The sequence below is a fragment of the Mesorhizobium sp. M0062 genome, from assembly GCF_040323125.1.
In the GTDB taxonomy this organism is placed as follows: Bacteria; Pseudomonadota; Alphaproteobacteria; order Rhizobiales; family Rhizobiaceae; genus Mesorhizobium.
The window spans coordinates 208,133-220,697 of record NZ_JAMYUO010000007.1; the positions used below are offsets into that span (position 1 = coordinate 208,133).

Below are 12,565 nucleotides of genomic sequence, written 5' to 3' on the forward strand. Positions count from 1 at the left end.
GGGACATGCCCATAGTGGTTGTACTCGTTTTGATCGTCGTGGGCTCGGTGTTGTTCCACTTCCTGAGCCCATGGTGGTGGACTCCGATTGCCTCGAATTGGGACTATATCGACAACACCATCATCATCACCTTTTGGATTACCGGCGTCGTCTTCGCCGCAGTCGTCCTATTCATGGCCTATTGCGTTTTCCGCTTCCGTCACCGCGAAGGCAACCAGGCGGCCTACGAACCGGAGAACAAGCGGCTCGAATGGTGGCTGACGATCGTCACCGGAGTGGGTGTTACCGCCATGCTGGTTCCCGGCCTGTTTGTCTGGAGCCGGTTCGTCAACGTTCCAAGCGACGCAACCGTGGTCGAAGTCGTCGGCCAGCAATGGCAGTGGAGCTTCCGCTTGCCCGGCAAGGACGGCAAACTCGGCACATCCGACACCCGCGACGTCACCGCTGAAAATCCGCTGGGCGTGATCGCCAAGGATCCCAGCGGCCAGGACGACGTCGTGGTCGAAGCGGCCGACCTGCATCTGCCGGTCGGCAAGCCGGTCAAGATGCTGCTGCGCTCGATCGATGTGTTGCACGATTTCTACGTTCCGGAATTCCGCGCCAAGATGGACATGATACCGGGCTCGGTCACCTATTTCTGGTTCACCCCCACCAAGACCGGGACCTTCCAGGTTCTGTGCGCCGAACTGTGCGGCCAGGGGCACCCGATGATGCATGGCATCGTCATGGTCGATACCGAGCAGGACTATGTGGCCTGGCTCGACCAGCAGCAGACGTTCGCGCAGTTGTCGGCGCCGCAGCAGACGGGCTCGGTGGAACAGGCGCCGGGCAACGCGACGGCGTCAGCTCTAGAAGTTGCGGCAAAACTCGAAACTGTCGGGTCCCGCTGAAGGGCACGGAGGTGCTCCGCCTATGGTCGATATCACGCCTGCAGATGCCGTCCCGCCCGCCGAAGTCGCGGAAATGGAGCTTTACCATCCGCACAGCTGGTGGACGAAGTATGTCTTCTCGCAGGACGCCAAGGTCATTGCCATCCAGTATTCGGCGACCGCAACGGCCATCGGCCTGGTCGCGCTGGTGCTGTCCTGGCTGATGCGGCTGCAGCTCGGCTTCCCCGGCACGTTCGATTTCATCACCCCCGAGGCCTACTACCAGTTCATCACCATGCACGGCATGATCATGGTGATCTACCTGCTCACGGCACTCTTCCTCGGCGGCTTCGGCAACTACCTGATCCCGCTGATGGTCGGCGCCCGCGACATGGTCTTTCCCTATGTCAACATGCTGAGCTACTGGATCTACCTCCTTGCCGTGCTGGTGCTGGTGTCGAGCTTCTTTGCGCCCGGCGGACCGACCGGCGCCGGGTGGACGCTCTATCCGCCGCAAGCCATCATGACCGGCACACCTGGCGGCCAGGAATTGGGCATCATCCTGATGCTCGTTTCGCTGATCCTGTTCATCATCGGCTTCACCATGGGCGGTCTGAACTATGTCGTGACGGTGCTGCAGGCCCGCACGCGCGGCATGACGATGATGCGCCTGCCGCTGACCGTCTGGGGCATCTTCACCGCCACCGTCATGGCGCTGCTCGCCTTTCCGGCGCTGTTCGTCGCCTGCGTGATGATGCTGCTTGACCGCGCGCTTGGAACCTCCTTCTTCATGCCCGCAGTTGTCGAGATGGGGGAACAGCTACAGCACAATGGCGGCAGCCCGATCCTGTTCCAGCATCTGTTCTGGTTCTTCGGCCACCCGGAAGTCTACATCGTGGCGCTGCCGGCCTTCGGCATCGTCTCCGATCTGATCAGCACGCATGCGCGCAAGAACATTTTTGGCTACCGGATGATGGTCTGGGCCATCGTTGGCATCGGCGCGCTGAGCTTCGTGGTCTGGGCGCACCACATGTATGTCAGCGGCATGCACCCCTATTTCGGCTTCTTCTTCGCCACCACGACACTGATCATCGCCATCCCGACGGCGATCAAGGTCTACAATTGGGTGCTGACGCTGTGGCGGGGCGACATCCATCTCACCATACCGATGCTGTTTGCCATGGCTTTCATCGTCACCTTCGTCAATGGCGGGTTGACCGGGCTGTTTCTCGGCAACGTCGTCGTCGACGTCCCGCTGTCGGACACGATGTTCGTCGTCGCTCACTTCCATATGGTCATGGGTGTTGCTCCGATCGTCGTCATCTTCGGCGCGATCTACCACTGGTACCCGAAGGTCACCGGCCGGATGCTGAACGAGACGCTCGGCCGGTTCCATTTCTGGGTCACATTTCTCGGCGCCTACCTGATCTTCTTTCCCATGCATTACATCGGCCTGATGGGCGTGCCGCGGCGCTATGCCGAACTGACCGACGTGACGGTCATGACGGAGTCGGCGCATCACCTGAACTCGTTCATCAGCATCATGGCGTTTATCGTCGGCTTCGCCCAGATCGTTTTCCTGTTCAATCTTATCTGGAGCATCCGCCATGGGCGCGAGGCCGGTGGCAATCCATGGCGAGCCACGACACTCGAATGGCAAACGCCGCAGACGCCACCGGCGCATGGCAATTTCGGCAAGGATCTGCCGATCGTCTATCGCTGGGCCTATGACTACAGCGTGCCGGGCGCCAAGGAGGACTTCATTCCGCAAAACATGCCGGGCACGTTCGGCCCCTCCAGGGAGCCGGCATGAGCGTCATCCTGGTCTTCCTTCTCGTGATCGCCGGCTTTGCCGGCTGGTGGCTCTCGCATCAGCGGCTGATGGCGAAACCATGGCTCGAGCAAGGTGTGGCAGGAGATTTTGTCGCCTTCGACCGATCGAGCCTGCCGACCGCCAAGATTGGCCTCGGTGTCTTCCTCGCCGTGGTCGGCTGCCTGTTTGCGCTGTTCACCAGCGCCTACTTCATGCGTATGGCGCTGTCGGACTGGCAGCCGCTGCCCATCCCACGCCTGCTCTGGCTCAACACCGGCATGCTGGTGCTGAGCAGCGTTGCGCTGCAATGCGCCTCGATCGCGGCGCGCAAGCGCCAGATGGACACGGTCAGGCTCGGCCTTGCCGCGGCTGGGCTGACCGCGATCGCCTTCCTCATCGGGCAGTTCATGGCATGGCGGGACCTGACCGCCGATGGCTATTTTCTGGCCGCCAATCCGGCCAACAGTTTTTTCTATCTGATAACCGGGATGCACGGCCTGCATATAGTGGGAGGGCTGGTGGGCCTGGGCAGGACAACCGCCGGCGCCTGGAACGGGGCACGGCCGGAACGGCTTCGCCTCAGCGTCGAATTATGCGCCATGTACTGGCATTTCCTGCTTTTCGTCTGGCTCGCCATCTTCGCTCTTTTAGCCGGCTGGGCCGCGACGTTCATCGATATTTGCCGGCAGTTGCTGACCTAGGAGGTCGAGGAGCATGGCAGAAACGACACTGACGCATACCGGCCAAACGGAGACGCGGCCCGCAGGCTGGCAAGGCATCGCCGCCGACTGGTCCTCGGATCAGCGCGCGTTCAAGAACGTGTCCTGGGGCAAGGCCATGATGTGGATCTTCCTGCTCAGCGACACCTTCATCTTCGGCTGCTTCCTGCTCTCCTACATGACCGCGCGCGTCTCCACACGTGTGCCGTGGCCCAATCCGAGCGAGGTCTTTGCGCTTCGCATCGGCGGTTCGGACATTCCACTGATCCTGATTGCCATCATGACCTTCGTGCTGATATCGAGCAGCGGAACGATGGCCATGGCGGTCAATTTCGGCTATCGCCGCGACCGCCGCAAAACCGCAATCCTCATGCTTCTGACGGCAGCGCTAGGAGCCACCTTCGTCGGCATGCAAGCCTTCGAATGGACCAAGTTGATCACCGAAGGGGTACGGCCGTGGGGCAATCCCTGGGGCGCGGCACAATTCGGCTCGACTTTCTTCATGATCACCGGCTTCCACGGCACGCATGTGACGATCGGGGTGATCTTCCTCATCATCGTGGCGCGAAAGGTCTGGCGTGGAGACTACGACGTCGGTCGTCCCGGCTTCTTCACCAGCCGCAGGGGTCGCTACGAGAACGTCGAAATCATGGGGCTCTACTGGCATTTCGTCGACCTGGTCTGGGTGTTCATTTTCGCATTCTTCTACCTTTGGTGAGAGGCTGACATGGCTGAAGCAACCGCAAACGGCCTCGGGCAACACGCGCCGCACTCTGATCATGCGCATGAAGGGCCATCGACCGGCGTCGCGGAGGTTCATCAGGAACATCCGATCAAGCTCTATCTGGTGGTCTGGGCATGGCTGTTCATCCTCAGCGCCTGCTCCTACATGGTCGATTATCTCGGCATCCACGGCTATCTCAGATGGTCTCTGATCCTGATCTTCATGATCCTCAAGGCCGGGCTGATCGTCGCCGTGTTCATGCACATGGCCTGGGAGCGGCTGGCCCTGACCTATGCGATCATCCTGCCGCCGCTTCTGATATTGGTGTTCGTGGCGATGATGCTCTTCGAAGCGGACTACACGCTTCTCACCCGGTTGTCCTTCTTCGGACCGGGGCCCTGACGCACAGCTTCATCTCCGGTCAAAGACCGGAGATGAAGCTTCCCATCAGCAGGGTCAGAGGCCGACCCGCGTCGGGGACGATGGCGGCTCCACAACCTTGCGGTAGACATGCCAGGTGGCGTGACCCAGGATCGGCAGCACGACCGCCAGCCCGGCAAACACCGGCAGCGAGCCTATGATCAGGGCGACGGCGACAATCAGTCCCCAGACAGCCATGGGGATCGGGTTCGCCAGCACCGCTCGCACCGATGTGTGGATGGCTTCGTAGGCGCCGACGTCGCGGTCGAGCAGCAATGGGAAGGCGACAACCGTCGTGCACAACACCACCGCGGCGAAGACGAAGCCGATGGCGTGCCCCAGGACAATCAGAGACCAGCCGCGTCCGGTGGCAAATATTTCATTGATGAAGCCCGAAATCGATACAGGCGGAGCCGGGCCGAAGAGATATTCGTAGAACACCTGCGCCGCCAAAAGCCAGGCGATGAAGATTGCAACCAGCATGATCCCGACTGCGGCGATGGCTGGCAGGGCCGGAGAATTCCTGACCTCGAAAGCGTGCGTCCAGGAGGTGTCGAGCCCGGCTTCTCGTCTGCGGCTGATCTCATAGAGGCCGATCGCCGCGAATGGACCTATCAGCGCAAAGCCGGACACCAGCGGAAACAACATCGGCAACGCATTGGCGCCCGAAGTCCAGGCAGCGAGCACCACGCCGACAAGCGGATAGATCAGGCAGAGAAAGACGATGTGCGACGGTTTGACCATAAAATCGTCAACACCGCGCTTGAGCGCATCGAATAGATCGGAAACGCTGATTTTTCGGATTTTGGTGTGTTCCAGCGTTTCGCTGGCGCCTGCAATCACGTGAAAACTTGTCATGCCCGTTCCTCCAGACCAGGTCCGGCAAGGTCGCGGTTTCACGGTGCTGCCGTTCTGCATGACTGGCCACGCGAACCGCGACCTGCACCGCAATCAATATACTCCATTGACTGGAGCTTGTCGCCCGTTCTTACAAAAGGCTCCCGGAAGGCGAGGTTTCCGAACACAGCGTCATGCCGTCACCCTCCGGCTGACATGAACGCGCGTATCGCGATGGTATCGGCAAGCAGCACGGCAAAGATCGCGAAAAGATAGAAGATCGAATAGGCAAACAGCGCCTTGGCCGGCTTCATCTCCTTGTCGAGGACGACCAGGGCGTTCCAGGCATGCCAGATGAAACCCGAGCCCAATGCAGCCGAAACAATCCCATAGACCCCGCTCGTGAATCCGAACGCCCAGGGCAGCACGCCGATTGGTGCCAGGAGCAGTGAATAGGCGAAGATCTGCCTTCTGGTCGAGGCCTGGCCGGCCACGTTCGGCATCATCGGGATGCCGGCAGCGGCATAGTCGCCGGCCTTGAACAGTGCGAGCGCCCAGAAATGCGGCGGCGTCCACAGGAAAATGATCAGGAACAGGATCAGGCTTTCAATGCCGATGGCGCCGGTGGCCGCTGCCCAGCCGATCATCGGAGGAACCGCACCCGCCGCGCCGCCGATGACGATGTTCTGCGGCGTCGAGCGCTTCAGCCACATCGTATAGATGACGACGTAGAAAAAGATGGTGAAGGCCAGCAGTGACGCGGCAAGCCAGCCCACCAGCACGCCGAGCGTCATGACCGAAAGTGCGGAAAGCACCAGGCCGAAGCCGAGGGCTTCGCCCGCCGTGACGCGGCCCGACGGAACCGGCCGCTTTGACGTGCGCGACATCAGCGCGTCGATGTCGGCGTCGTACCACATGTTGAGCGCGCCGGCCGCTCCCGCTCCAACCGCAATCGCACCTATGGCGATCACGGCGATGACCGGGTTCATCGCGCCGGGCGCCACCATCAGACCGACGAAGGCGGTAAACACGGCAAGGGCCATGACCCGAGGCTTCAAGAGCGCAAAGAAATCACTGGCCGTCGCTTCCGAGAGGCGGACGCCGGTATCCTTGAGGCTTTCCTTGACCGACATTTGAGACGACCATCGATGGAAACCGGGCAGCCTAGAGCAATTCCAGGAAAGTGTATGGGGTTCCGCCCGGAATTGCGTAAGAACAAAGAGATCGAGCGGATCGCCGTTTCCGTGAAACGGTGAAACGCTCTGGCCGGCCGAAGAGCCAGGTTACGGGGAAAATTGCTTCAGATAGGCGATGACGTTGGCGACGTCCTCGTCCTTCTTGAGGCCGGGAAACGCCATCTTCGTCCCTTTGACCATTGCCTTGGGGTCGTGAAGATACGTCGTCAGTGTCGGCTCATCCCATTTGACGCCGGATGTGCCGGCCGCGATCATGGCTTCGGAATATTTAAAATCCGGATGCGTGCCGGCCGTCCGGCCGATAACGCCATGCAACGAAGGGCCTATCTTGTTGGTGTCTTGGTCTGCGACGTGGCAGACCTTGCATTTGGTGAAGACCTTCTCGCCCGCCGCGGCGTCCTGTGCCCGCGATGGATTGGCGATGAAAGTTGCAACGGAAACGACGGCGAAAAACGCAACCAAGCGCATGGCATTCCTCCCTGATCGTCAAATTTTCCTCAGACGGTCTGCACATGCCGGTAGCACCAGCATGCGCCCTGCACGGCAGAATAGATTCTCCGCTCCTCCCCAGATGGAATTGCGCCACCTGTGTACCACAGAATCTGGCCGGTAGGTAGAACAGGTCGACCGTACAAAGGTTCAGGTGGGCTGCGGTGGCTCAAGGCACATCCGCCACAACGAAAAAGGCCGCCTCGAGGGCGGCCTTTTCTGATCTTGTCGTCAGACGCTTATTCGGCGTCCTTGGCGGCCTTCTTCTTCGGGGCTGCCTTCTTCTTCGGCTCTTCCGCGTCGTCGGCCTTTTCAGCCTTGTCGGCCTTCTTGGCAGCGGCCTTCTTCGCCGGCTTGGCCTTGGCGGTATCGCCCTCTTCGTCGTCAGCCATCAGCTCTTCCTTGCTGACCTTGACGTCGGTGACCGAGATCTGGCTGAGCAGATGGTCGACGACCTTCTCCTCGAACATCGGCGCGCGCAGCGTGTTCAGGGCTTCCGGATTGCTGCGATAGAACTCGAAGGCTTCCTGCTGCTGGTTGGCCGGGTAGCGGCGCACCTGCTCGAACAGGCCGCGCTGCAGTTCCTCGTCGGAAACGGTGACGCCGGCCTTCTCGCCGATCTCGGCCAAAACCAGGCCGAGACGCACGCGGCGCTCGGCAAGCCGCAGATATTCGGCGCGTGCCTCTTCTTCCGTCGTCTCCTCGTCGGCGAAGGTACGGCCGGCGGCTTCGAGATCGCGGTTGACCTGGGTCCAGATGTTGTTGAACTCGGCATCGACGAGCTTCGACGGCGCCTCGAACGAATAGGCCGCGTCAAGCTGGTCGAGCAGCTGGCGCTTGACCTTCTGGCGGGTCATCGAACCGAACTGGTTCTCGATCTGGCCGCGCACCACGTCGCGCAGGCGCTCCAGCGATTCCAGGCCGAGGTTCTTGGCCATCTCGTCGTTGATTTCCAGCGCGCCGGGCTTGGACACTTCCTTGACGGTGACGTCGAAGGTGGCTTCCTTGCCGGCCAGATGCGCTGCCTGGTAGTTTTCCGGGAAAGTGACCGTGACCTGCTTCTCGTCGCCGGCCTTGGCGCCGATCAGCTGGTCCTCGAAGCCCGGGATGAATTCCTTGGAACCCAGAACCAGCGGCTGGTCGGTGCCGGCGCCGCCGGAAAAGGCCTCGCCGTCGATCTTGCCGAGATAGTCGATCAAAACGCGGTCGCCTTCGGCGGCCTTGCCGGTCTTCGGCTCGAAGCTGCGCGCCGATTCGGCAACGCGCTGGACCTGCTCGTCGATCTCGCTGTCCGGCACTTCGAATACCTGGCGCGTCACCTTGATGTCGGAGAAATCCTTGATCTCGATCGCCGGGATGACCTCGTAGTTGAGGCGGAATTCGAAGTCGGCGCCGCCGGCCAGGATCTTCTCGGCCTCTTTCTCATCTTCCGTCATGATCACTTCAGGTTGCATGGCGGCCTTTTCGCCGCGCCCCGTGATGATCGAACGGGTCGAATCGTTGAGGATCTCATTGACCACTTCGGCCATGAACGACTTGCCGTAGACCTTGCGCAAATGCTGCACAGGCACCTTGCCGGGACGGAAGCCGTTGATGCGGACCTTGTTCCTGGCGTCGGACAGCCGCGCCATCAGCTTGGCTTCCATATCACCGGCCGGCACGGTGATCTTGATCTCGCGCTTGAGACCGGAGTTGAGCGTTTCGGTGACCTGCATCGTAAAACCTTTATCTTCACCAAAGAGGCTGCCACGGCGTCTTGCCGTTCACAGCCTGCCGGTACAATCTTGCCGGGAATGGCTTTTGGTACGGAACCTGGCGATTTGACCGAAATTACGGCTCAAATTCTTCCAAACTGCGTTCCAAGATGTGAATAAGTTCTTGTTTTTCCTACTTCTTATCACATTCTGCAGAAGCGGATCGGCGCGTCCCGTCACATTTGACACGCCTTTTGTCACAGGCGAGGCCAATTTTCAACCATCTTCGCGTTGCAGCGAATGACCGCCCCAACGGCAGACATTTTCGCCCCGACATTGACAGAATGATGGCTACATGGGATTGCCGACAAATGCGGATGTGGCGGAACTGGTAGACGCCCTGGATTTAGGTTCCAGTGCCGAAAGGCGTGGGGGTTCGAGTCCCTTCATCCGCACCACCCTTCGCTCTATCGAGCTTCGGGTGGCAGGCCACCCAGGAGCTTGATAAAGCGAAGGGTGTCCTCCGAAGCCGTGGCGTAGGAGGACTGGCGGCGACGGCCTACACTTCAAACACTTGACCGGTAAACCACTCCGCCAATTTCGCCAGCTCCGGCCCCAGCACCCGGTCGGCGTCGACCGGCGGCACGATCTTCCTGATATCCGCGACAAAATCCTGCAATGCCGGCGGCGCGGCGCGTTCAGTCACGTACAGGGCCTGCGAGGCGATCATCGCCAGCATCGCCATTGCCGCATCGAGGCAGCGGCCGGCCGTCGCTTCCTTGGTCCAGGCGAAGAATGCGGTGGTGGCGACGTCGTCCTGGCCGGCGCCGGCCGATTCGGTGCCCGGAATGAAGGTGCGCTGCGCCGCGAGTTTGGCCTGTTCGAGATAGCCGGTGATCGCCATCGGCACATAGCCGACATTGCCGTGCCCGTCGCTGTCGGCCCAATGCCGCCCGGTCATCAACAGGTCGGGCAGCAGCGACACCTTGCCGTTCAGCAGCTTTGAGGCGTGGCGGTCGCAGAGCAGGCAGAGATCGGCCCAGATCGCCGCCAGATCGTCGAGCGCCGGCGTCGCCATGGCATTGTGATAGCCGCCGGTCGAGATGCAGCGCCCCAGCGGGTGCGCCGCGTCGGGCGGGATATAGACTGGATTGTCCGAGATCGAGGCCAGCGATACGGTCGCCGCCTGCTCGGCGCCGGCCAGCGCCCGATGCGCATGGCCGAGCACACGCGGCACGATGCGGTAGCTGACCGGCGCCTGATAATTGCGCCGTCCATCCCCTGCGCCGACCAGAAACTGCCGCAACCCTTGCAAGGCGGCCGCTTCGTGTTCGTCGCCCCAGAGCCCGTCGAGCGCTGCATCATAATGCTCGAGCGGCGCACGAAACGCTTCGATCGACAGCGCGAACACCTTGTGCGCCATGGCGAGGCGACGACGCGCGGCAAGTGCTGCGTCCGCCACAAGGGCGGCAGCGCAGGGCGAGCCGTTGATCAGCGAGCCCCGCTCCTTCACTTCGAGCTCCAGGCCAGCGGTAAGCTCGGCAAACAGCGGATAGAGCGCCAGGATCTCGCCGGCGCCGCCCTGCCCCTGCGACGGCACCACCGGCATCGGTCCGCCGTCTAGCATTGCAGCAACGGCCAGCGCCATGCGTAGCGTGGTCGCGGCATTGCCTCCGATGAAATTGGTCAGCCGCGCCAGCACGATCGCCCTGACGACGCGCTCAGGCAATGGCTCACCGAACGATGTGGCGGCAGCAAAAGCCTTGATGCGCGCATGGCGGTCGCGCTCGTCAAGTTCGAGCTTGCGGCTTGCCAGCTCGCCCATCGCGGTGGTGACGCCGTAGATGACCGGCGGCGGATCGGACTCAATGAGTTTCAGGAACGAGGCGCGGCATTCGGCAATGCGTTGCAAGGCCTTGTCGCCGATTTCGACCGTGTCGTTTCTCCAGGCGACGCGCAAAACGGCATCGAGATTGATATCTTCGCGCGTCGTCACCGTAATCGGCATTGTCTTCGCCCGTCTGGTTTGCATGAGGGCGAAGCGATCGATCGTTGCCGAAATCCATGCCCTGGGTAATGTCTTCTAGTAGAGCGGTTCCTCAAACAATGTCTTGTCGCCGTCCATCAGCGCCTTGATCTGTGCCTGGCCACTGGCGGCGAGCGCGATGCGCACGCCGAATGGCCGCACCCGCATGTCGTTCTGGATCGCCATGCCCTGGCCCTCAGGTAGGTAGAAGCGGTCGATGCCGTATTGCGGTGCGATCGTGGATTCAGGATCAAGCGTCCAGCCCGGCGCGACCTGGCCGACAATATCGGCTTCGTCGGCGGTCGCCGGCGTCGGAGCCTTGCCGAACCAGGCCGTGGTCGCATGCCAATAGCCGTCGGCACCCGGCTTCAGCCGGACCACGATCGGCGTGTTCTCGCTCACGAGCTGGCCGGCCGGGATGTTGGCGATCAGCTTCACCGGCAAGCGCGATATTTCATAGCCGAGGATAATATAGTCGCCGCGCAGCAGATCGCGCGGATCGACCGGCTCGACTTTCAGCAAGACCTCCTTGCCGTTGCGCAGGATCGCCGCGCGGCCGGCGATGATCCAGCTCAGGAAGCCGATCTGGACGAGCGCCAGGACCAGCGCCGAGATGACAAGTTTCTTTCCCGACATCATGCTGCCGCTCCTTCCGGGGCCTTCATGCGTTTTTCCACACGGATGATGACGAGAGCCAGGATGCCGAACAGCACCGCGGCAGCCAGGAAGAAGCCGGCCGTGCCGAGCATCGTCTGCAAGGTCACGACATAGATAATGGCGAGCTCGAAGGCAAAGCCGGCATAGGCAACCCAGCGCAGCCCCTTGCTCTCGCGCCCGCCCAGCATGATCGCCGCGGCAATGCCGGCCAGTGCGATGACCGACGCAATGGCAAAGCCGTTGCTGAAGGCGTTGTCATCGCCCAGTTCGATCTGCATCATCGCCAGCCCGGTGAGAAAGCCGATCAAGGCGTGCAAAGGCAACCGCCCACCGAGCTGCAAGATCCGGTCGGCCGGCCCAGCGGCGAAGATCGAAACCGCAAACAGCAGCGCCGACACCACGACGAGAGGAATAGCCAGGGCGAGCGTGTTCTGGTCCAGGCCGCGCACCGCGATATAGAAAATGACCGAGACAATGATCAGGTGGCGTGCCGGCTGGCTGCGCGTCCACAACGAGACGACAAAAAGCACCGGCGCCATGATAACGAAGAAATCCGGAAATACGGGGCGGTCATAAAAGTCGAACGCGCGCACGAACAGCCAGGCAACGGATATGCCGACGGCAGCGACCGTCAGCGGGTTCGAGCGCAACGCCACCGCGGCAAATGCCGTGCCAATGCCCCAGGTGACGATGGCCGAGGCTTCGTCACCCGTGAGATGGTACATCTGGCCGACCAGCGCGATCGATCCGCCGAAGGCCGCGGCGGCCACGATCCACAGCGCCTCGCCGATCGCCGCATGGTCGCGCATCTTCAACACCGCGCCGCCGACATAGCCGGCGAGAATGACGGCAAACAGCGCCGCGACCCGCACCAGCCGCGGGATGGCGTCCCAGTTGGCGGCGACGAAGAGCAGGATCGCGGCGCCGAACAGCAGCGCTGCCATCATGGCCAATATAGTGCCGAAGCTCAGCGATTTGCGCTCGTTTGCGTCGATGTCGCGCTTAAGCCCATCGGCCGTCTTCGCGTCGATCAGGCCAGCCTGCAGCCACCGCCCGATATCGGCCCTCGCCCGTGACGAATAACTCGCCATGCCGCTTCTCCCCCAGCTTGGTCTTTCTGA

12 protein-coding genes and 1 tRNA gene are annotated in these 12,565 nt (G+C 61.6%); 6 read left to right on the top strand and 7 right to left on the bottom strand.

The window, feature by feature from the left end; genetic code table 11:
• Positions 1-5: 5 nt before the first annotated feature.
• Genes NKJ64_RS11725 through NKJ64_RS11745 form a run of 5 tightly spaced genes read left to right on the top strand, consistent with a single transcriptional unit; the run spans position 6 to position 4,527 of the window.
• Positions 6-890 carry a cytochrome c oxidase subunit II gene (locus NKJ64_RS11725; protein WP_023667661.1) on the top strand — a complete coding sequence of 295 codons (885 nt, stop codon included), beginning with the start codon at positions 6-8 and terminating at the stop codon, positions 888-890.
• A gap of 22 nt (positions 891-912) precedes the next feature.
• Positions 913-2,682, top strand: coding sequence for a cytochrome c oxidase subunit I (ctaD, locus tag NKJ64_RS11730; RefSeq protein ID WP_023744787.1), 1,770 nt, complete (start codon positions 913-915; stop codon positions 2,680-2,682).
• On the top strand, positions 2,679-3,383 hold the full coding sequence (locus NKJ64_RS11735; RefSeq protein ID WP_352462594.1) for a cytochrome c oxidase subunit 3: 705 nt from the start codon (positions 2,679-2,681) through the stop codon (positions 3,381-3,383). Before ctaD ends, NKJ64_RS11735 begins: the two co-directional genes overlap by 4 nt.
• A gap of 13 nt (positions 3,384-3,396) precedes the next feature.
• On the top strand, positions 3,397-4,119 hold the full coding sequence (locus tag NKJ64_RS11740) for a heme-copper oxidase subunit III family protein (protein ID WP_023667664.1): 723 nt from the start codon (positions 3,397-3,399) through the stop codon (positions 4,117-4,119).
• Positions 4,120-4,128: 9 nt separating this feature from the next.
• Entirely contained in the window at positions 4,129-4,527 is a 399-nt protein-coding gene (locus NKJ64_RS11745) for a cytochrome C oxidase subunit IV family protein (protein ID WP_352462595.1), read from the top strand.
• 54 nt (positions 4,528-4,581) lie between these two features.
• Here the strand turns inward: NKJ64_RS11745 and NKJ64_RS11750 are convergent, their stop codons facing one another.
• From NKJ64_RS11750 to tig, 4 genes are all read right to left on the bottom strand, one after another.
• Complete coding sequence (locus tag NKJ64_RS11750) at positions 4,582-5,403, bottom strand: DUF2189 domain-containing protein (RefSeq protein ID WP_023667666.1); 822 nt, start codon at positions 5,401-5,403, stop codon at positions 4,582-4,584.
• 179 nt (positions 5,404-5,582) lie between these two features.
• Positions 5,583-6,515, bottom strand: a complete 933-nt coding sequence (locus NKJ64_RS11755) for a heme o synthase (RefSeq protein ID WP_352462596.1) — start codon at positions 6,513-6,515, stop codon at positions 5,583-5,585.
• 150 nt (positions 6,516-6,665) lie between these two features.
• Positions 6,666-7,046, bottom strand: a complete 381-nt coding sequence (locus tag NKJ64_RS11760; protein WP_023667668.1) for a c-type cytochrome — start codon at positions 7,044-7,046, stop codon at positions 6,666-6,668.
• Between the two features lie 260 nt (positions 7,047-7,306).
• Positions 7,307-8,782 (bottom strand): trigger factor, encoded by a 1,476-nt coding sequence (tig, locus tag NKJ64_RS11765; RefSeq protein ID WP_023697608.1) that lies wholly within the window; start codon positions 8,780-8,782, stop codon positions 7,307-7,309.
• Positions 8,783-9,134: 352 nt separating this feature from the next.
• Between tig and NKJ64_RS11770 the strand changes: the two genes are divergently transcribed.
• A tRNA-Leu gene (locus NKJ64_RS11770) sits at positions 9,135-9,219 on the top strand.
• Between the two features lie 101 nt (positions 9,220-9,320).
• Here NKJ64_RS11770 and NKJ64_RS11775 read toward each other — a convergent pair.
• The 3 genes from NKJ64_RS11775 to NKJ64_RS11785 all read right to left on the bottom strand — a co-directional run bounded on the left by NKJ64_RS11775 (position 9,321) and on the right by NKJ64_RS11785 (position 12,535).
• Positions 9,321-10,769, bottom strand: coding sequence for an aromatic amino acid lyase (locus NKJ64_RS11775; RefSeq protein WP_352462597.1), 1,449 nt, complete (start codon positions 10,767-10,769; stop codon positions 9,321-9,323).
• 75 nt (positions 10,770-10,844) lie between these two features.
• Entirely contained in the window at positions 10,845-11,426 is a 582-nt protein-coding gene (locus tag NKJ64_RS11780; protein WP_023697610.1) for a GDYXXLXY domain-containing protein, read from the bottom strand.
• Positions 11,423-12,535, bottom strand: coding sequence for a DUF2157 domain-containing protein (locus NKJ64_RS11785; protein ID WP_352462598.1), 1,113 nt, complete (start codon positions 12,533-12,535; stop codon positions 11,423-11,425). Before NKJ64_RS11785 ends, NKJ64_RS11780 begins: the two co-directional genes overlap by 4 nt.
• Between the last annotated feature and the right edge of the window lie 30 nt (positions 12,536-12,565).